At 58.4% G+C, this 19,282-nt stretch carries 20 protein-coding genes, 2 tRNA genes and 2 pseudogenes; 17 read left to right on the top strand and 7 right to left on the bottom strand.

What is annotated here, in order from left to right:
* The 4 genes and pseudogenes from ACIQ0Q_RS06675 to ACIQ0Q_RS06660 form a co-directional block, all read left to right on the top strand.
* Positions 1-942 (top strand): annotated as a pseudogene (locus tag ACIQ0Q_RS06675) (phenylalanine--tRNA ligase subunit beta); the annotation flags it as partial.
* A 28-nt stretch (positions 943-970) separates the two neighbouring features.
* Positions 971-1,270 (top strand): integration host factor subunit alpha, encoded by a 300-nt coding sequence (locus ACIQ0Q_RS06670; protein WP_395772164.1) that lies wholly within the window; start codon positions 971-973, stop codon positions 1,268-1,270.
* On the top strand, positions 1,251-1,607 hold the full coding sequence (locus ACIQ0Q_RS06665) for a MerR family transcriptional regulator (protein ID WP_395772163.1): 357 nt from the start codon (positions 1,251-1,253) through the stop codon (positions 1,605-1,607). The genes ACIQ0Q_RS06670 and ACIQ0Q_RS06665 overlap by 20 nt, the downstream gene beginning before the upstream one ends.
* A 33-nt stretch (positions 1,608-1,640) precedes the next feature.
* Positions 1,641-1,717 (top strand) — tRNA-Pro (locus ACIQ0Q_RS06660).
* Between the two features lie 50 nt (positions 1,718-1,767).
* Here ACIQ0Q_RS06660 and ACIQ0Q_RS06655 read toward each other — a convergent pair.
* The 3 genes from ACIQ0Q_RS06655 to ACIQ0Q_RS06645 form a co-directional block, all read right to left on the bottom strand.
* On the bottom strand, positions 1,768-3,537 hold the full coding sequence (locus tag ACIQ0Q_RS06655) for an acyl-CoA dehydrogenase C-terminal domain-containing protein (protein ID WP_395772162.1): 1,770 nt from the start codon (positions 3,535-3,537) through the stop codon (positions 1,768-1,770).
* 15 nt (positions 3,538-3,552) lie between these two features.
* Positions 3,553-4,014 (bottom strand): hypothetical protein, encoded by a 462-nt coding sequence (locus tag ACIQ0Q_RS06650; RefSeq protein WP_395772161.1) that lies wholly within the window; start codon positions 4,012-4,014, stop codon positions 3,553-3,555.
* A gap of 154 nt (positions 4,015-4,168) precedes the next feature.
* A tRNA-Phe gene (locus ACIQ0Q_RS06645) sits at positions 4,169-4,244 on the bottom strand.
* Positions 4,245-4,403: 159 nt separating this feature from the next.
* Here ACIQ0Q_RS06645 and ACIQ0Q_RS06640 point away from each other — a divergent pair.
* On the top strand, positions 4,404-4,841 hold the full coding sequence (locus tag ACIQ0Q_RS06640; RefSeq protein ID WP_395772160.1) for a DUF6491 family protein: 438 nt from the start codon (positions 4,404-4,406) through the stop codon (positions 4,839-4,841).
* Between the two features lies 1 nt (position 4,842).
* Here the strand turns inward: ACIQ0Q_RS06640 and ACIQ0Q_RS06635 are convergent, their stop codons facing one another.
* The 3 genes and pseudogenes from ACIQ0Q_RS06635 to ftsY all read right to left on the bottom strand — a co-directional run.
* The gene (locus tag ACIQ0Q_RS06635; RefSeq protein WP_395772159.1) at positions 4,843-5,109 is read right to left on the bottom strand and encodes an oxidative damage protection protein; all 267 of its coding nucleotides are present in this window, start codon (positions 5,107-5,109) and stop codon (positions 4,843-4,845) included.
* Positions 5,106-6,152, bottom strand: a complete 1,047-nt coding sequence (gene mutY, locus ACIQ0Q_RS06630; RefSeq protein ID WP_395772158.1) for an A/G-specific adenine glycosylase — start codon at positions 6,150-6,152, stop codon at positions 5,106-5,108. Before mutY ends, ACIQ0Q_RS06635 begins: the two co-directional genes overlap by 4 nt.
* Positions 6,149-7,030 (bottom strand): annotated as a pseudogene (gene ftsY / locus ACIQ0Q_RS06625) (signal recognition particle-docking protein FtsY); the annotation flags it as partial. The pseudogene ftsY and the gene mutY, both read right to left, overlap by 4 nt.
* Positions 7,031-7,206: 176 nt before the next feature.
* Here ftsY and ACIQ0Q_RS06620 point away from each other — a divergent pair.
* Genes ACIQ0Q_RS06620 through ACIQ0Q_RS06590 form a run of 7 tightly spaced genes read left to right on the top strand, consistent with a single transcriptional unit; the run spans position 7,207 to position 12,161 of the window.
* Entirely contained in the window at positions 7,207-7,779 is a 573-nt protein-coding gene (locus tag ACIQ0Q_RS06620; protein ID WP_395772157.1) for an RsmD family RNA methyltransferase, read from the top strand.
* A 33-nt stretch (positions 7,780-7,812) separates the two neighbouring features.
* Positions 7,813-8,319: a pantetheine-phosphate adenylyltransferase gene (gene coaD / locus ACIQ0Q_RS06615; RefSeq protein ID WP_395772156.1), complete on the top strand. Its 507-nt coding sequence runs from the start codon at positions 7,813-7,815 to the stop codon at positions 8,317-8,319.
* A gap of 14 nt (positions 8,320-8,333) precedes the next feature.
* Positions 8,334-8,858, top strand: coding sequence for a hypothetical protein (locus ACIQ0Q_RS06610; protein ID WP_395772155.1), 525 nt, complete (start codon positions 8,334-8,336; stop codon positions 8,856-8,858).
* A 57-nt stretch (positions 8,859-8,915) separates the two neighbouring features.
* Positions 8,916-9,170, top strand: coding sequence for a YfhL family 4Fe-4S dicluster ferredoxin (locus tag ACIQ0Q_RS06605; RefSeq protein ID WP_395772154.1), 255 nt, complete (start codon positions 8,916-8,918; stop codon positions 9,168-9,170).
* On the top strand, positions 9,167-10,897 hold the full coding sequence (ggt, locus tag ACIQ0Q_RS06600; RefSeq protein WP_395772153.1) for a gamma-glutamyltransferase: 1,731 nt from the start codon (positions 9,167-9,169) through the stop codon (positions 10,895-10,897). Before ACIQ0Q_RS06605 ends, ggt begins: the two co-directional genes overlap by 4 nt.
* The gene (locus ACIQ0Q_RS06595; protein ID WP_395772152.1) at positions 10,894-11,757 is read left to right on the top strand and encodes an MBL fold metallo-hydrolase; all 864 of its coding nucleotides are present in this window, start codon (positions 10,894-10,896) and stop codon (positions 11,755-11,757) included. The genes ggt and ACIQ0Q_RS06595 overlap by 4 nt, the downstream gene beginning before the upstream one ends.
* An 11-nt stretch (positions 11,758-11,768) precedes the next feature.
* Positions 11,769-12,161: an MAPEG family protein gene (locus ACIQ0Q_RS06590; RefSeq protein WP_395772151.1), complete on the top strand. Its 393-nt coding sequence runs from the start codon at positions 11,769-11,771 to the stop codon at positions 12,159-12,161.
* Positions 12,162-12,221: 60 nt separating this feature from the next.
* Here the strand turns inward: ACIQ0Q_RS06590 and ACIQ0Q_RS06585 are convergent, their stop codons facing one another.
* On the bottom strand, positions 12,222-13,721 hold the full coding sequence (locus ACIQ0Q_RS06585) for an aminotransferase class III-fold pyridoxal phosphate-dependent enzyme (protein ID WP_395772150.1): 1,500 nt from the start codon (positions 13,719-13,721) through the stop codon (positions 12,222-12,224).
* A gap of 125 nt (positions 13,722-13,846) precedes the next feature.
* Here ACIQ0Q_RS06585 and queA point away from each other — a divergent pair, with 125 nt between their 5' ends.
* From queA to secF, 5 genes are all read left to right on the top strand, one after another.
* Positions 13,847-14,881: a tRNA preQ1(34) S-adenosylmethionine ribosyltransferase-isomerase QueA gene (queA, locus tag ACIQ0Q_RS06580; protein ID WP_395772149.1), complete on the top strand. Its 1,035-nt coding sequence runs from the start codon at positions 13,847-13,849 to the stop codon at positions 14,879-14,881.
* Positions 14,878-15,990, top strand: a complete 1,113-nt coding sequence (gene tgt, locus ACIQ0Q_RS06575) for a tRNA guanosine(34) transglycosylase Tgt (protein ID WP_395772148.1) — start codon at positions 14,878-14,880, stop codon at positions 15,988-15,990. The genes queA and tgt overlap by 4 nt, the downstream gene beginning before the upstream one ends.
* 70 nt (positions 15,991-16,060) lie before the next feature.
* A complete protein-coding gene (yajC, locus tag ACIQ0Q_RS06570) occupies positions 16,061-16,399 on the top strand; it encodes a preprotein translocase subunit YajC (protein WP_395772147.1) in 339 nt (112 codons plus the stop codon).
* A 36-nt stretch (positions 16,400-16,435) separates the two neighbouring features.
* Complete coding sequence (gene secD, locus ACIQ0Q_RS06565; RefSeq protein ID WP_395772146.1) at positions 16,436-18,310, top strand: protein translocase subunit SecD; 1,875 nt, start codon at positions 16,436-16,438, stop codon at positions 18,308-18,310.
* Between the two features lie 52 nt (positions 18,311-18,362).
* Positions 18,363-19,259: a protein translocase subunit SecF gene (gene secF / locus ACIQ0Q_RS06560; RefSeq protein ID WP_395772165.1), complete on the top strand. Its 897-nt coding sequence runs from the start codon at positions 18,363-18,365 to the stop codon at positions 19,257-19,259.
* Positions 19,260-19,282 lie beyond the last annotated feature (23 nt).

The raw sequence follows: 19,282 nt of genomic DNA, 5'->3' as shown, positions 1-19,282 counted from the left end.
CCCAGTGGCGAAGTGCCATTAGTGGCCAGAAGCGAATCATCGCTCGATGAATCGGCCCTGCGCAGTCAGCTGATTGCGCTCGATATCCAGGAAACCATCAATTACGCCTTTGTGGAGGCCGCGTTGCTGGACACCTGGCAGCTGCAAACCGATGCGTTGGCCTTGGCTAATCCGCTCAGTGCCGAGCTGGCTGTGATGCGGACCTCGCTGTTGCCGGGGCTGGTCAGTACGCTGACCGCCAATGCCGCCCGCCAGCAGGCCCGCCTGCGTCTGTTCGAAATCGGCCGTGTATTCACCGCGCAAGCTAAGCAGGCGCCGCTGGAACGCCAATGCCTGGCTGCGGTAATCTGCGGCCCGGCTCTAGCCGAGCAGTGGAGTGGCAAAGCGGTCGCGGTCGATTTCTATGATGCCCGTGCCGCCGTCGATGCCGCCCTGGCACGTCTTGGCTTCCAAGCCAATTACCGTCCGGCACAGACCGCCTACCTGCATCCGGGTCGATCCGCCGTCATCGAGGTCGACGGCAAGGATATCGGTCTGGTCGGCGCTCTGCATCCGGCCTTGAACAAAGCGTTGGACCTGCCAGGCGATGTCTATGCCTTCGAAGTGGATCTGTCGGCCTTGCCAGCGCGTGGCTTGCCTTCGGCTCAGCCTGTCTCGCGCTTCCCCAGCGTCCGGCGTGACTTGGCGTTGGTGGTTCCGGAGTCGGTCGCCTGGGCCGAAATCGAGGCCTGCGTGCGGAAAACACTCGGCGATCGTCTGCAATCCACGGTGCTTTTCGACGTCTATCGCGGTGCCGGCCTGGCCGAATCCTCAAAAAGTCTGGCTATAGGCTTGATTTTGCATGAATATTCGCGCACTCTAAACGACTTGGAAATCGAAACCTCGATTTCTCAGGTGTTGGCGTCATTGGCCAAGGACTGCCAAGCCGTGTTGCGCGGCTGAATTTAATATCGATACAGAGGTTTACTTTATGGCATTGACCAAAGCGGAAATGGCGGATCGTTTGTTCGAAGAAGTCGGACTCAATAAGCGTGAAGCGAAAGAATTTGTCGACATGTTCTTCGACACACTGCGCGGCGCGCTGGAATCCGGACGGCAAGTGAAGCTTTCGGGCTTCGGAAATTTCGATCTGCGCCGCAAGAACCAACGCCCGGGCCGCAATCCGAAAACGGGTGAAGAAATTCCGATCACCGCGCGCACGGTGGTAACCTTCCGTCCTGGTCAGAAACTGAAAGAGCGCGTAGAAAATTATGCTGGATCCGGGCAGTAATAAAGAGCTCCCGCCGATACCGCCGAAACGCTACTTCACCATCGGTGAGGTCAGTGAACTGTGCGACGTCAAACAGCATGTCCTGCGCTATTGGGAAACCGAGTTCGAGACCTTGAATCCGGTCAAGCGCCGAGGCAACCGCCGCTATTACCAGCATCATGATGTGCTGAAAGTGCGGGAAATCCGCGACCTTCTCTACCATCAGGGTTACACCATCGGCGGTGCCCGTCTGCGCCTGGAAGGCGGCGGTCGTCGTGATCAGGCCGCGCCGATCGATGCCCATGCCATACAGGCATTGAAGACCGATCTTGAAGAAATCCTGCGACTGCTCGGCTGAGTCCGGTGCCTTGCGTTATAATACGGACTTGAACGGGGCGTAGCGCAGCCTGGTAGCGCATTTGCCTGGGGGGCAAAGGGTCGTGGGTTCGAATCCCGCCGTCCCGACCAACGAAAAAAGAGCCGCATCGCGGCTCTTTTTTCGTCTGCAATCGGCTGCATTAGAACAAGGCGCTGTCCAGGGCCATCAGACTGTGGCTGCCGTTGCGGATGGCGGCGGCATGTTGCAATGTCCGTGGCAGGATGCGTTCGAAATAAAAACGTGCGGTCTCGGTCTTCGCGCGAGCCCGTTCGGCATCGCCGCCGGCCACGGCAACACGGGCCATCTCCGCCCACCAATACGCGAGGCAGACGTATGCCGACAGGAACAGGTAATCGAAGGCGGCTGAGCCCAGTGCATCGGGATCGTCTTTGCTTGCTTGGCCGATTTCAGTGGTGATGTCGGACCACAGGCGGGCCGAGGATTGCAGCGCCGGCAGGAACTCACTGTCGGGATTGGCGGCGCAGAACGCTTCGATCTGGCCGATGAAGCGTCTCATGCCGGCAGCATCGGTATGCAGGGTCTTGCGACCGATCAAATCAAGCGCCTGGATCTGGGTGGTGCCCTCATAGATGGTGGTGATGCGGGCGTCCCGTGCCAGCTGTTCCATGCCCCATTCGCGGACATAGCCATGACCGCCGAAACATTGCAGGGCGTGGTAGGTGCATTCATTGGCCCATTCGGTCAGGGCCGCTTTCACGATCGGGGTCAGGAAACCCAGCATCATTTCGGCATCGGCTTTTTGCTCGGCATCGCGGGCATGATCGACACGGTCGATCTGCAGGGTGGCTTGATAGGCCAGGCAGCGTCCGCCTTCAGCCAAGGCTTTACAGGTCAGCAGCATCCGCCGCACATCGGGGTGTACGATGATCGGGTCGGCCGGTTTTTCCGGAAATGCTGCCCCGGTGGCGGCGCGCATCTGCAGGCGATCCTTGGCATAGGCGAGGGCGTTCTGGTAAGCACGGTCGATCAACCCGAGTCCTTGCAGGGCGACCGCGATACGGGCGGAATTCATCATGATGAACATCGCATTCAAGCCGCGGTTCGCCTCGCCAATCAACCAGCCGCGGGCGCCGTCGAAATTCATCACGCAGGTGGCGGAGCCCTTGATTCCCATCTTGTGTTCGATCGATCCGCAGCGGACTGCATTGGGCTGGAGCAGGTTGCCATCGGCATCGACGTCGATTTTGGGAACGATGAACAGCGAAATGCCTTTGACGCCCGGCGGCGCATCGGGCAGGCGTGCCAGCACCAGATGGATGATATTGTCGGTCAGGTCGTGCTCGCCGCCGGTGATGAAGATCTTGGTTCCGGTAACGGCGAAGGTGCCGTCGGCATTCGGTGTGGCTCGCGTTTTCAGCAGGCCCAGATCGGAACCGCAATGCGGTTCGGTCAGGCACATGGTACCGGTCCATCGTCCGGCCACGATGTTATTGAGGAATACCTTCTGCTGCCAGGCATCGCCATAGTGCTTCAGGGCTTCAACCGCACCATGTGACAGCAAAGGATAGGCGCCCCAGCTGAGATTGGCGGCATCGATCATTTCTTTGAAGGCGCAGGCGATGCTTTCCGGTAGTCCCTGACCACCAAAGACTTCGGGGGCGCTCAGTCCGTTCCAGCCGGCATCAACGAATTGATGATAGGCTTCGGCGAATCCAGCCGGCGTGCGCACGGCGCCGGTGCTCTTGTCATGATGGCAGCCTTCCTCGTCAGCGCTGCCGTTGATCGGTGCCAGTACCGTTTCGGCAAACTTCGCGGCTTCTTCCAGAACGGCATCGAGCAGTTCGCGGTCGGCTTGGTTGAATTCCAGATCGGTATAGGTTTTTTCGGCGTTCAGCACATCGAACAGCACGAATTTCATATCATTCAGCGGAGCTTTATAGGTGTTCATGAAGGGTCCAGAGGGTTATCGGTAAACGCCGGAAAGGCCGGGAGCGGGATTCACCCTGCCTTCGTAGGTGAGCGGGTAAGTACGGTTTGGATCACGGCTACGCAGACTCCCTTCCAGACGGTAGCGCAGCGGTTGCACTTTATCCTGTCGCTCCTGGATGACGCGGAGGGTGTCCGGACTAAAGGGGGCATTCAAGCTCAATACCTCGGCATTGCTGGCCCCGATATTGAGGGTCGCAGGGCCGCTGAGTTCAAGCCAACGTTCGTCCTGGATCTGGATTTTCAGACGGATCTCGCTGAAATCCATTGCGCCGGTGCTGAAATTCTGAATCCGGATCTGGGCTTGCCACTGGCCGTTGGGCTGCTGCTGCAATTCCTTGAGGACGGCCTGAGGGGGGAAATAGCGGAGGGTCGGACCGCTGGCACAGGCGCTCAGTAGAACCACCGGGGCAAAAACACGGAAGAGACGGCTCGGCATTATGGGCTCCTGTGAAATCTGTTCAACTATACCATCGCCACTACGGCATCGATGTGATGGAGGCCTTGACGGTATTGGACCGAGAAGCCTCCGTATGGTATCCGGACGCTTGCACGGAAGCGAAAAACCCCGCCGAGGCGGGGTTTTTGATGGGTGGTGGCCAATCTCGGAATCGAACCAAGGACACAGGGATTTTCAATCCCTTGCTCTACCAACTGAGCTAATTGGCCGAAGTGCATGCACTTTCAAGCCCTCATTGTAGAGCCTTGGGTGGTTTTCCGCAAGTCCGTGCGGCTGACGCTGCCCTGAATGCGGATGCCGGCCGCGTGGCGAAATCCGGTCGATTTTGCTAGGGTTGATGGTCTGCACCGATAATCAAGGAGTCTGCCATGAATCTCAAATGGACACTGTTGCTGATTGCTGCTGTTGCCAGCAACGCCGGCGCTCAGGACCGCGCGTCCGAACGGATGAGCAAAATGGAGCAGCGCCATGCATTCGTCACCCGATTTGCCGGCGAGCCGAAATCCAGCGTAGCCTTCGCCCGCAGTTACGACTTTGAACCGCTGGGCCGCCATACCGTGTTGCTGTATGAATCGATGAACCGCGCCTACCTGGTCGAAATCGAGGATTTCTGTCCGGATCTTCCGACAGCCATGGCCATCGGTGTGGAGAATCAGACATCGAGGCTGAGTGCGAAATTCGATGCGCTTCGCATCGGTGGACGCAGCTGCCAGATTCTGGAAATCCGACCGGTTGATGTAAAAGCCATGAAAGCCGCTCAGAAAAGCCAGCGGGAGGCCGCCAAGGCGGCAAAAACCTCGGATTGATTCAGGGCGGCGAATAGCCTTCGGGCTTGTCTGCGCCGCCTTCGAACAGAAATTTCTGCATTTCGTCCTGCAGAAAGGTCCGGTGCTTGGGGTCCAGCGGCGACAGGCGGTTTTCATTGATTAGCATGGTCTGATGCGCCAGCCATTCGCCCCAGGCAGCCTTACCGATGTGTTCAAAGACACGCCTGCCCAATTCCCCCGGCCAGGGTGCGAAATCCAGGCCTTCGGTTTCAATTCCTGTTTTTTTACAGTAAACAGTGCGGCTCATGGCAGTCTCTTCAGCAGTTTTTGTATAGGGGCGGGCAGGCCGAGCTTGGACAGGTCATCGGGCGTGGCCCAACGCATGCGGTCATTATCCTCGATATGTGATTTGGCCGTACAGCCATCCAAGAGAACAGGGTGGATGTTCAGTCTGAAATGACTGAAGAGATGTTTAAAAGCGGGTAGCGAAACCGTTGCCGGTTTCTTGGCGGTGATGTAGCGGTGCGCGATAGCCACTGCCCGGCCAGAATCATCAGCTTCCGGCAAGGAATACAGGCCACCCCAGATGCCGTGATCCGGACGCTGTTCCAGAAGGATTGCGCCAGTTCGGCATCGCGCCAACACAACATAGGTTTCGCGCTCGGGAACCGACTTCGCAGGCTTGCGCCCCGGAGCGTTCAGGACGGTGCCGGCTGCCAGAGCTTGGCAGTCTTGGGCAATCGGACATGCAGTGCATTTCGGGTTCCGGCTGCTACAGACGGTGGCACCGAGATCCATGATGGCTTGGCTGTAATCGGCCAAATGGGTTTCGGGCAGCAAGGATTCCGCCAGTTGCCAGAGTCGCTTGTCGACAGCGCTACTGCCGGCATCACCGGTGATGGCGAAGTGCCGCGTCAATACCCGCTTTACATTGCCGTCAACGATCGCGTGACGGCTACCATGAGCCTGACTGAGAATGGCGCCTGCTGTGGAGCGGCCGATGCCGGGCAGGGCCAGCAGACCATCGAAATCATCCGGCAGAGCCCCGGCATGATATGCCATGCAGTGCTGTGCGGCTTTGTGCAGATTGCGTGCACGCGAGTAATAGCCCAATCCGGCCCAGGCCTTCATGACCGCTTCGGCTGGCGCCGCGGCCAGATCCGGCAAGTGTGGAAACTGCCGCAGAAAATTTTCAAAATAAGGAATGACTGTCTGCACTTGCGTCTGCTGCAACATGATTTCCGAAAGCCAGACCCGATAAGGTGTGCGTGGATGCTGCCAGGGCAGATCATGCCGGCCATGCTTACGATGCCATGCCAACAGCCGTGCTGCAAAATTGGATACGGTCATTCTCGGTGCTGCGGCAGCAGGCCATCGACATAGGCGACTGGATCGAATTCACGCAGATCCTCCGGCTTTTCACCCAGTCCGATGAAACGGATCGGGATGCCGAATTCGCGGGCCAGCGCGAACAGCACGCCGCCCTTGGCGCTGCCATCCAGTTTGGTTACGACCAGTCCGGTAACACCGACCGCTTGGTGGAAAGCGCGACACTGGTTGATGGCGTTCTGGCCGGTTGTACCATCGATGACCAGCAGTACCTCATGCGGGGCGGCGCCGTCAATCTTGGCAATCACCCGTTTGATCTTGGCCAGTTCCGCCATCAGGTGGGTCTGCGTGTGCAGACGGCCGGCGGTGTCCGCGATGAGAATATCAAAACCGCGTGAGCGTGCCGCCTGATAGGCATCGAAGGCGACCGACGCCGGATCGGCATCCTGGCCTTGTGCGATGACGGTTACGCCATTGCGTTCGCCCCAGATCTGCAGCTGTTCGACGGCGGCGGCGCGGAAGGTGTCGCCGGCGGCCAGCATCAGACTATGGCCTTCGCCCTGCAGGCGTCGGGCCAGCTTGCCGATGGTGGTGGTTTTGCCGACTCCGTTGACGCCGACGGTCAACAGGACAAAGGGCTTGACCGACGCATCGATACGCAGCGGTTGCGCGACCGGTTGAAGAATGACAAGCAGGCGCTGGCGAAGATCGTCAAGCAGGGCTCCGGTGTCGGGATACTCGCGTGCTTTGAAGCGCTTGCGGACGTCCATCATGATTTCGCCGCTGACACGGACACCGACATCGGCACTGATCAGTGCGGTTTCCAGTTCGTCAAGAAAATCGGGGTCGAGCTTCGGGTTGCGCGAAAACAGGCTGCCGAAAGTTCGGGCAAAAAGACTTTTTCCGACCGTCTGCTTGACCGCTTCCGGTGTGCTCAGAATGACTTCCGCGGTATCGATTCCCTCCAGGGCTTCCGGCTTGACGGTTTTGGGCTTGGGCTTTTTTTTCAAAAAATCGAACATAAGGCGATTCTGCGTCACAATAGGCGAAGATACGGAAAATAGGGAGGCAGTGCGTGCAAACTACAGGGCGTGGCCATGTCCGCATTATAGCCGGTACGCTACGCGGCTCGAAATTGCCGGTCGCCGAGCGTGACGGTTTGCGACCCACGGCCGACCGTACCCGTGAAACCCTGTTCAATTGGCTGGCCATGAAACTTGCCGGCCGGAAGGTCTTGGATGGTTTCGCCGGTTCGGGTGTCCTCGGCTTTGAGGCGGCCTCACGGGGAGCCTCTGAAGTGGTTCTGCTTGAACGTGACGCGATAACCGCAGCCAGTCTGCGCGCCAGTCAGGAACGTTTAAAGGTCGCCGGGATGCGGATCATCCAGGTCGATGCCTTGACTTGGCTGTCGGCGAATGCCGACCAGCAATTCGACGGTGTCTTCCTCGATCCGCCCTTTGCCGACGCGCCCTGGCCAAAACTTTGGCCGCTTCTGTTGCCGATGCTTTCCGATGGGGCCTGGGTCTTTATTGAAACCGGTATTGACTCTGAATTGGAGCTGCCGCCTGGATTGCTTTCGGAAAAATTCGGAAAATCCAGGCATTCCAAGTATTTGCTGGCGCAATGGCATAAACCTGTCATTGGCTGATACACTATCGGCGGTCACTGATTCGAGCCCTGCATGCGCCAAAATACCCACCGGACAGCGGTCTATCCCGGCACCTTCGACCCGATTACCAACGGACATGTCGATTTGGTAGTCAGGGCGTCCTTGCTGTTCGATACGGTGATTCTTGCGGTGGCACAGAGTCCGAACAAGCAGCCGGCATTCAGTCTGGAAGAGCGCGTGGCCATGGCGGAGTATTCACTCCGGGATTATCCGAACATCCGTGTGCTCGGATTCAACGGTCTATTGGCGCGGTTTGTCGATGAGGTCAAGGCCGGCGTGCTTCTGCGCGGTCTGCGTGCGGTCTCGGATTTCGAGTACGAATTCCAGCTGGCCAGCATGAACCGCCATCTGATTCCGGATGCAGAAACCGTTTTTCTGACACCATCCGAGCAGTACAGTTTTATTTCATCATCTCTGGTGCGCGAAGTCGCGCGTCTGGGCGGTGATGTCTCCGAGTTTGTTCCGGCCAATGTGCAATCGGCATTGGCGGCCAAATGGAACCAATCCACAACACATTAACCTGAGGTGTTCCTATGTCTCGTCAAATCATCATTGCTTCCGTCCTGCTACTGAGTCTGGCCGTTTCGGCCTGCGGCAAGAAAGAAGAGAAAGAAAGCAAAGCTGAAGCGCCCGCCGTAGTTGCGGTTCCCACTACCGAGGACAGCGATGCATGGAAACAGTACCTCAGCTCGGTCGCGGTGAAGAAGGAATACCAGGAAGTAGTGTCCGACCGCACGATTCCCTATTTCCTGCCAATGAACAGCAAGACGGCTGACAACGATCCGAAGAACCCGGAAGTATCGAGTCCCTATACCCGCCAGATGGATGTGGTCAAGCCGGCCATCGAACGTACCGTGACCAAGGGTAACCTGCTCGTGTTCGGTTCGCCGGACAGCAAAACCATGGCCGACTTCATCGTCGAAGCCTTCACCGGAGCGGTCCCGACCGCGTTGAGCGGCTCGCACGTGCTGTTCATCGGCAAATCGGAAGATGCCGAGCGTGTGAAAGCCTCGGTTGAAGCCGCCGGCGGCGGCTTCCTGTTCGAAGAAGTCCAGTAATCGCTACCATATCTCCGAACGCGGCTCGGCTTTGCCGGGCCGCTTTGGTTTAGCACTATGGCACTCCTGATCAACTCCCTGTGCATTAACTGTGATGTCTGTGAACCGGCCTGCCCGAATCAGGCCATTACTCAGGGTGAAGAGATTTACATCATCCACCCCGAGCGCTGCACTGAATGTGTCGGCCATTTCGATGAGCCGCAGTGCGTGGTGGTCTGTCCGGTCGAATGCATCGACAAGGATCCAGCCCATGCGGAAACCGAGCAGCAATTGTTGCTGAAACTCCTTCGCCTTCAGGAAGAAAGTGCATGAAAACCCGCCATCTGCTGTTGGGATTACTGTTGCTGCCGGGTTTGCTGGCGGCCAAAGTCACGTCGTCTTCGCGGCCGCATCAGTATGCCGTGGCTTCCGCGCACTATTTGGCAACCGATGCGGGATTGGAAATCCTGACCAGGGGCGGCAATGCTTTCGATGCGGCGGTTGCGGTTTCGGCCACGCTTTCGGTAGTCGAACCGATCAGTTCCGGTTTGGGTGGCGGCGGTTTCTTTCTGCTGCATGAGGCAAAATCCGGACATGACCGATTCATCGATGCCCGAGAAACCGCGCCGGCTTCGGCAACGCCGGATAAGTATCTGGATGCTACAGGTGCGTTGAACCGTGACCGTGCAACCAACGGTCCATGGTCTGCCGGCATTCCCGGTCTGCCGGCAGGTCTCGTGCATCTGGCGGATCATTACGGGCGTCTGCCCCTGGCGGTTTCGCTGGATCCGGCCATCCGCATCGCCCGTGATGGCTTTCCGGTGTATGCCCGCCTGGCCAACGGCTACATGGCACGCCGTGAGGTGATGGAGCGCTATTCCGGAACCCGTGGGGTATTTCTGGTCGACGGCACCCCGCCTGCAGAGGGCGAGGTGCTGCGCCAGCCTGATCTGGCCAGGACCCTCACGCTGCTGGCTGAGAAAGGTCATGACGGATTCTACAAAGGTGAGGTCGCTGCCAAGCTGCTGGCCGGTGTCAAGGCCGAGGGCGGTGAGTGGAGTGCACAGGAACTTTCCGCCTATCGTATCCGTGAACGCAGGCCGATCCGTTTCGAATACGATGGCTGGCAGATTGTTACCGCGCCGCCACCGTCATCCGGTGGTATCGCCCTAGCACAGATGTTACAGATGCTGGAGCCTTGGGATCTCAAGGCACTGACCCAGGCCCAGCGCACCCACTTAGTCACCGAGGCCATGCGCCGCGCCTTCCGTGACCGGACGTTTTATCTCGGTGATCCGGATTTCGTGAAGGTGCCGCAGCGCACGTTGGTCAGTCCCGAATATGCCGCGGGACTGCGCGCCACCATTCATCCCGGCAAAGCCACGCCAAGTGACATGCTGTCCGGAAGCCAGACCCCGCTGGAAGACGAGGACACCACCCACTTTTCCATCATCGATGCCGAGGGCAATCGGGTCGCGGGAACCCAGACGGTCAACCTGTTGTTCGGCTCCGGACTGATTCCGCCTGGAACCGGTGTGTTGCTCAATAATGAGATGGATGATTTTGCCCTGAAGTCCGGAACGCCGAATGCCTTCGGGGTCATGGGCTATGAAGCCAATGCGCCACAACCTGGCAAGCGCATGCTGAGCTCGATGACGCCGACCTTCATGGAATCGAAGGACCGTGTCGCGGTTCTTGGAACGCCGGGCGGCAGCCGGATCATCACCATGGTTCTGCTCGGTGCACTCGCTTATGCCGATGGGCTCGATGCGCAATCGGTTGCGGCCTTGCCGCGCTACCACCATCAGTGGATGCCGGACGCACTGTCGACCGAGCGCAATGCGCTGCCGGCCGATGTGGCGGCGGCTTTACGCGCGATGGGACATACGCTGAATACTCCGGAAGATGCGCCGGATGGCAGACGCTCCAGTGATGCTTGGGGCAATCTGCAGACCGTCAGTTGGGATAAGTCCGGCAATCTGCTGAGCACCGGCAGCGATCCGCGCAATCCGGTCGGCTCGGGAAAGGTCATCGAAGTAAAATCAAAGGTGAAGCCATGAAAGCTTGGTCCCTGTTGGGAAATTCACAAAAGCTCGATGGCGGAGCCATGTTCGGTAACGCTCCGAAAGCGATGTGGGAAAAATGGGTCGACGTCGATGACCTGAATCGGATTGACCTGGCCTGCCGGGCGCTGCTGGTCGATGGCATCCATGGCAAAAGGGTGCTTTTCGAAACCGGTGTCGGGGCTTTCTTCGAGCCGAAGCTGCGCGAACGCTACGGTATTCAGGAAAGCAGTCACGTTCTATTGGAAGAGCTTGCCCGCATCGGGTTGAGCGATGCCGATATTGATGTGGTGGTGCTCTCGCACTTGCATTTTGATCATGCTGGCGGTTTACTCGCCTCTTGGGCGGAAGGTCAGCCACCGCGCTTGCTGTTTCCCAATGCTCGGTTTGTGGTGGGCAGTGAACATTGGCAGCGCGCACAAGATCCGCATCCGCGCGATCGCGCCAGCTTTATTCCGGAATTGAACGCCTTGCTGGCCGAAAGCGGTCGTTTGGAATTGGTGGCCGGTGATTTTACCCCGGCTTTGGGCGAGAGCGTGCGCTTTCACCATTCTGATGGCCATACCCCCGGCTTGATGCTGGCGGAAATCCGTGGTGAGCACGGCAGTGTCGTGTTCTGTGCCGATTTGATTCCAGGCCGCGCCTGGGTGCATCTGCCCATCACCATGGGCTACGATCGTAACGCCGAACTGGTCATTGACGAGAAGAAAGCCTTTCTGGCTGATATGCTGGCTCGAGACGTGATGCTGTTTTTCACCCATGATGCCGAAATGGCGGTTTCCAAAATAAGCCGCGACGACAAAGGCCGCTACACCACCACCCACGACCAGGCCAACTGGCTGGCGTATTCACTGTAAAGGAGCTTGCCATGATTTCGATGATGTATGCCGGACTTTGTACTTTGTTGGTTATTTTTCTGGCCTTGCGCGTGGTCAAGTGGCGGCGTGAGCACAAAATCGGTCTTGGCCATGGTGAAAACATGGAATTGCAGATGCGCGTGCGGGCGCATGCCAATGCCACCGAGAACATGCCGCTGGCCTTGATTCTTTTGGGTTCCTTGGAGCTGACCGGATTCCCGCCCTACCTGATCCATGTGCTCGGCGGCACCTTCCTGTTCTCGCGCATCATCCATGCCTGGGGCGTCAGCCACAATTCCGGCTATTCGAAGGGCCGGTTCTGGGGCATGGTACTGACCTGGCTGCCAATGATCGTCATGGCGGCATTCGCCATCATCGGTTCGATCAGTTCCCAGTCTCAGTAATTCATCAACCCAGGAAGCCGTCATGAGACGGTTTCCTGTCGGCGATATCGAATCCCTAAATCAGGCTGCGGCTGCTTCTTTTCTGCGTGGACCATTGAGCAACGCGAAGCGAATGTGTTCAATGACCAGATCCAGTTCACCGCTGGTGATGCCGAAGTGGGGGGTGAAGCGCAGCGAGTTGGTGCCGCCATGAATCACACCGATGCCGCGTTCGCGCATGAATTCTTCAGTGGAGCCTGCGCCATAGCATTTGAAGATTGGGTCTAGTTCGCAGGAGAACAGCAGTCCGGTGCCTTGCACTTTGGTGATCAAGCCGCCGAGTTCAGCTTTCAGCGCATTGAGTTTTTCCACGGCTTCCTTGCCGTGCTGGCGGATGTTATCGCGCAGTTCCGGAGTCAGCTGGCCGAGCACGGTGCTGGCAATGTCCATGGCGCGCGGGTTGGTGGTCATGGTGTTGCCGTAGGTGCCTTTGGCATAGGTTTTGGCGGCGCGTGCGTTCACAGCCAACACCGAGAGCGGATACTGGCCACCATTCAGCGCTTTGGAATAGGTTTCCATGTCCGGCGCTTCCAGATTTTCGAAACCCGGGTAATCCACAATCGACAGTACGCCGTGCGCGCGCAGACCAGCCTGGATGGAGTCGATCAGCAGGAAGGTGCCGTGCGCCGCAGTCAGTTCGCGTGCCACAGCATAGAATTCCGGGGGCACCGCGCGTCCCGGGTCGCCTTCACCCATGACCGGCTCGAGGAACATCGCTTCGATGTACCAGCCGTTGGCATCGGCATCGGCAAACGCCTGTTTCAGGCCTTCGATGGAATAGGGTTCGATGGTAATCAGTTGGTTCTCGTGGTGCTTCCAGCTGGCCAGATTTTCGGCATAGGCCTTGCGCGAGGAATCGGAATACAGGCAGGGCAGTTCGGTACGTCCGTGGAAAGCGCCCTTCATGGCAATGCGTTTGACGCGCTTGCCGGCATGGCGTCCGCCTGGATCGATCATCAACTTGGTGTTGGTATCGGCGATGCGCCCGGCCAGGGAAACCGATTCCGAACCCGAGTTCAGGGTCAGGAATTTGGCATAGGGACAGCCGCCGCGACGGTGGCCGATTTCGGTACGCAGGGCCTGCACCACGCGTAACTGGGACAGGCTCGGCGACATGATGTTGGCCATCACCTGCGGTTTGGCCATGGCATCGATGACCGGCTGCGGGGTGTGGCCGAAGCCGAGCATGCCGTAGCCACCGGAATCATGCAGCACGCGGCCTTTGAGGGTAATGACCCAGGGGCCGCAGGCGGCGATGGCCACATAGGGGTTGATAGCATCATCCGGGTAGAAATTAACGAAGCCGGCCTGGGTGGCATCGATCTGCACCTGCTCGTCGGCGTCGATCAGTTCCGGAAATTCCGCAGCCAGTGCCGGATAGGCCTCAGCAGCCCGCTCGGCAGCAGTCAGCAGATCCGGGTATTGTGCTGACAGACGCAGCAGGGTGGTGTCATCGAGGCCTTGGGTACGGACGGCGCCAGAACGGCTACGCAGCGGGGAAAGAATATCCAGAATGGTCATGGGGTGCTCCAGCTGCCGGACAGCATTATGCAAAACGCAATTTTATCATGCGGGTTTTGCCACCGTAACCCCTCTATCGGTAAATCAACGACTTAGGCTACAATAGGTGCCTATTTTGGAGTCTTATGAAAAAATCCGATTTCCACTTCGATTTGCCACCCGAGCTGATCGCCCAAGCGCCATTACCCGATCGCAGTGATTCCCGGCTGCTACTGGTGCCCCCGGGTGAAGCCCCGTTTCAGGACCGGTATTTTCGTGCCTTACCGGAACTGTTGCAGGCCGGTGACTTGCTGATATTCAATGATACCCGTGTCATTCCGGCACGTCTCTACGGCCAGAAGCAAACCGGCGGTCAGGTTGAAATCCTGATTGAACGTCTTCTGCCGGACCAGTGCGTGCGCGCGCAGGTCGGTGCCTCGAAATCCCCAAAAACAGGGAGCGGTATCACCCTGACAGACGGTACGCTGTTGACCGTACTGGGTCGAGAAAAGGAATTCTACCGCCTGCGTTTTGAAACCGAGGAGCCGATCGAGGTCCTGCTCAACCGGCTTGGTCGCATGCCCTTGCCACCCTACATCCAGCGTGATGCTGATGCGGATGACGCCACGCGTTATCAAACTGTATTCGCCCGCCATGCCGGTGCAGTAGCGGCTCCGACGGCGGGCCTGCATTTCGATGAAGCGCTGCTGGCGCAGTTGCAGGTCAATGGCGTGCAGATTGGCCACATCACCTTGCATGTAGGTGCCGGCACCTTCCAGCCCATGCGTGCAGAACATCTGAAAGATCATGTCATGCACAGTGAATGGTTGAATGTGGGGGCTGAATTATGCGCGCAAATTGCCACCACCAAAGCCCGTGGCGGCCGCGTCATTGCGGTCGGCACCACCGTGCTGCGGGCACTTGAAACCGCCATCGTCGATGGTACGGTCAAACCGTTTGCCGGCGATACCCAGATCTTCATTTTCCCGGGCTACCGGATCCGCAGCATCGATGCCCTGATTACCAATTTCCATCTTCCGGAAAGTACCTTGTTGATGCTGGTCTCGGCCTTTGCCGGGAAGGATCGCATTTTCGCAGCCTACCGGCATGCGGTCGCCCAGCAGTATCGGTTCTTCTCCTACGGTGATGCCATGTTGCTGTATCCCGGGGCTATGTCGTGAGCCGCATGCGTTTCCGCAAAACCGGTCAGGACGGCCTGGCCCGTCGCGGCGAGCTGAGCTTTCCGCGCGGAACCATCCAGACCCCGGCATTCATGCCGGTCGGCACTTACGGTTCGGTCAAGGCCATGAAGCCGGAGGACATCCTCGCCACGGGCGCCGAGATCATTCTTGGCAATACTTTCCATCTCTATCTGCGCCCGGGACTTGAGGTTATCGAAGCGCATGAAGGATTGCACCGCTTTACCCAATGGCAGAAACCGATCCTGACCGATTCTGGTGGCTTTCAGGTCTGGTCCTTGGCCAAGCGCCGCAAGATCACCGAACAGGGCGTGACCTTCGCCTCGCCGGTGGACGGGGCCAAGGTTTTCATCGGTCCGGAAGAAAGCATGCAGATCCAGCGCGTGCTCGGATCCGACATCGTGATGATTTTCGACGAGTGCACGCCGTATCCGGCGACCGAGATCGTTGCGCGCAAATCCATGGAGCTGTCGCTGCGTTGGGCCGAACGCTCAAAAAAAGCGCATGAAGGCAATGACGCGGCACTGTTCGGCATCGTGCAGGGCGGGGTGTATCCGCATCTGCGCACGGCCTCTGCCGAAGGCTTGCAGGTCATCGGATTCGATGGCTATGCCGTTGGCGGCTTGGCAGTCGGTGAGCCCGCGCATGAGCGGGAACAGACGCTGGAAGCCATTTGTCCGCAACTGCCCGAAGACAAGCCGCGCTATTTGATGGGCGTCGGCAAGCCGGAGGACATCGTGGAGGCGGTGGCCCGCGGCATCGACATGTTCGATTGCGTGATGCCGACCCGTAATGCCCGCAACGGCCATTACTTCACCCATCAGGGCCAGGTGCGCATCCGCAATGCCCGTTATGACAAGGATTTGTCGCCGATCGAGCCCGGATGCGCTTGCTACACCTGCACGCACGGATTCACCCGGGCCTACCTGCGCCATCTGGACCGCTGCAATGAAATCCTGGCTTCGATGCTAGCCACCATACACAACCTGTATTACTACCAGCAGCTGATGCGGGAAATCCGGCAAGCCATTGAAAATAATGCCTACGCAGCGTTCCGCGAGGACTTCTACCGGCAACGTAGACAGCCTTGAAAAGCCTGCTGGCCGCACCCAGTTATGTCATAATTGCCCATTGTTTCGCTTTCAATCAAGGATTTACGCCATGTCCCTGCTCGACTTGATCATTTCGCCCGCCGCCGCCCAGGCCGCGCCCGCCCAACAGGGCAGCCCGATGTCGCTGCTGGTGATGATGGTGCTGTTCTTCGCCGTGTTCTATTTCATGGCCATCCGTCCGCAGATGAAACGCGCCAAGGAACACCGTGCGCTGCTGGCCGGCCTGTCGAAAGGTGATGAAGTGATTGCCGCCGGTGGCGTTGCCGGCCGGGTCGACGATCTCGGAGAGCACTTCGTCGGTGTCGAAATCGCTAATGGTGTAGTCATCAAGGTTCAGAAGAATGCCATCACCGCAGTGTTGCCCAAAGGCACCTTGAAGTCTGCCTAATTCCTCTTTGAGAGCCGTCAGGCTCCGGGTTCCGTCATGCTTGAATTTCCGAAATGGAAGTATGCGCTCATCGCAGTGGTCTTGCTTGCGAGCGTCATTTATTCCCTCCCCAACATCTACCCGCAGCAACCGGCGGTGCAGATCAGCGTCAACCGCGGTGAGCTCGAAACCGGCTTGAGCGGCCGTATCGAAGCCCTGCTTACCAGCAATGGCATCACTCCAGTCGGTGTCGCTGTTGAAAACGGCGATGTCATGGTGCGTTTAGCCAATCCGGAAGATCAGATCAAAGCCGCCGATATCATCCGCCCGGAACTGGGCGTACGCTACACAGCAGCACTGAACCTGGCTTCAACCGTGCCGGCTTGGCTGAATGGTTTGGGTGCCAAACCGATGACGCTCGGTCTCGATTTGCAGGGCGGTGTACACTTCCTGATGCAGGTCGACCAACAGGCCGCGCTTGATAAGCGCAGCAATGCCTACGCCGAGGAAGTCCGTGCGGCACTGCGTGAAGCCAGGATATCGGGTTATGACGTAAGCTCCACGCCTGCCGGCATCCGGATTAACTTTGCGACCGAAGCTGACCGCAACAAGGCGCGGACCCTGTTGGCAAAAAACTTTCTGGCACTGGCTGCCATCGATACGCCCGAAGCGCAGGGTATTGGCCTGAACGTCAGCATGATTGCTGCGGAAGCCAAGCTCATTGCCGATGGTGCCGTCGACCAGAACATCAACACTCTGCGTAACCGTATCGACGCGCTCGGCGTGTCGGAGCCGGTCATCCAGCGCCAGGGCAGCAACCGCATCATCGTGCAGCTGCCGGGCGTGCAGGATACCGCGGAAGCCAAGGACATCATCGGCGCCACCGCAACCCTGGAATACCGTGCCATGATCGGCGATATGGCTGCTGCTTCCGAGGCGCAGCGCTCCGGCATCGTGCCGGCGGAAGCACGCCTGTATTTCATGCGCGAAACCAATCCGGACGGCAGCCGCATCCCGATCCTGCTGTCGCGTCGCGTCATCGTTTCCGGTGATCAGCTGGTCGACGCCACGCCAGGCACCAATCCCGAGAACGGCCAGCCGATGGTGAGCATCAAGCTCAATACCGCCGGCGGCAAGCGCATGTTCAACCATACCCTCGACAACGTCGGCAAGAATATGGCCGTGGTCTACGTCGAACGCATTCCGGAAACCCGCAAGGTCGACGGTGTTGAAGTGCGCAGTATCAAAATCAATGAAGACGTCATCAGCTCAGCCACCATCCAGGGCGTGTTTGGTAAAGATTTCCAGACCACCGGCCTGGATCCGCAGGAAGCAGATCGATTGTCCAAGCAGTTGAAGTCGGGCGCCCTGGCGGCCCCGATGGATTTTGCCCAGGAGCGCGTCATCGGCCCGAGCCTCGGTGCCGAGAACGTCGAGCGCGGCGTTAAAGCGGTGCAGTTCTCGTTCGTATTCGTGCTGATCTTCTTCGTCATTTACTACAAGATGTTCGGCATCATCACCAACCTGGCATTGGTGCTGAATCTGCTGCTGGTGGTTGCAGTAATGTCGATGTTCGGCGCCACGCTGACCTTGCCCGGATTCGCTGGCATCGCCTTGACGGTCGGTATGTCGGTAGATGCCAACGTGCTGATCAACGAACGTATCCGTGAGGAGTTGCGTATTGGCAATACGCCACTGGCAAGTATTGCCGCCGGTTATGAAAAGGCCAGCGGCACCATCGTCGACGCCAACCTGACCGCATTGCTCGGCGGCATCGCGATGGCGGCCTTCGGTTCCGGTCCGATCCGTGGTTTCGGTATTACCCTCATCATCGGCATTCTGACCTCGATGTTCACGGCAGTGACCGTGTCGCGGGCCATTGCCACCCTGATCTACGGCCGTCGGCGCAAGTTGAAGACGGTTTCGGTCTGATCATACGGAGCATACAGTGGAACTCTTTCCCCCGAACAGCAATATCAACTTCATGCGCATCCGCGCCATTTCGGTTGCGCTTGCCGCTATCGTGATGTTCGTCGCCATCGGCGGCATGGTATTCAAAGGCTTCAATTTCGCGCTGGACTTCACCGGTGGTTATGAAACCGAAGTCCAGTTCAGCAAAACCGTGGAGGTCGGCGAACTGCGTAGCAAGCTGGAGCAGGCCGGCTTCAAGGGTGCCCAGGTGCGCGTCATCGGTTCATCCAATGAAGTGGTCATCCGCATGCAGGCCCAGGAAAGCGGCAAGCGTATCGATGGCAGCACCGTGGTCACTGCCGTGCAGAGCGCAGAAAACCCGGCAGTCCTTCGCGACTATTACTATGTCGGACCTCAGGTCGGCAAGGAGCTGGCCGAAAGCGGTCTGCAGGCCCTGATCTTCGTGGTCATCGGATTCCTGGCCTATGTCTGGATCCGCTTCGAGCTGAAGTTCGCCATCGCCGCCATCATCACCACTTTGCATGACGTCGTGCTCGTAGCCGGCTGGTTCGCGTTGTCCGGGCATGAATTCGATCTTGCCGTGCTAGCCGGCGTGCTGTCGGTCATGGGTTATTCGATCAATGACACCATCGTGGTATTCGACCGTGTCCGTGAGAATTTCAAAACCCTGCACAAGCTGTCGCCGCTTGAAGTGATGAACCGGTCAATCAACCAGACGCTGTCGCGCACCATCATTACTTCCTTTGTGGCTTTGCTGACTGTCCTTGCGCTGTATTTCTTCGGCGGTGATTCGCTGAAGGGCATGGCCGAATCGCAGATTCTCGGTATTGTCATCGGCACCCTGTCCTCGATTTTCGTGGCCTGTCCGCTCCTGCTCATGCTGGGCGTCACCAAACAGGATCTGATGCCGAAAGCCCGTGATGAAGAAGCCTTGAACGCGCGTCCGTAATCCTCGGCTTTCGGCCATGAAAA

The organism is Arenimonas sp. (assembly GCF_044348765.1).
Lineage (GTDB): Bacteria > Pseudomonadota > Gammaproteobacteria > Xanthomonadales > Xanthomonadaceae > Arenimonas.
This window is presented reverse-complemented; position numbering and strand designations above follow the sequence as displayed.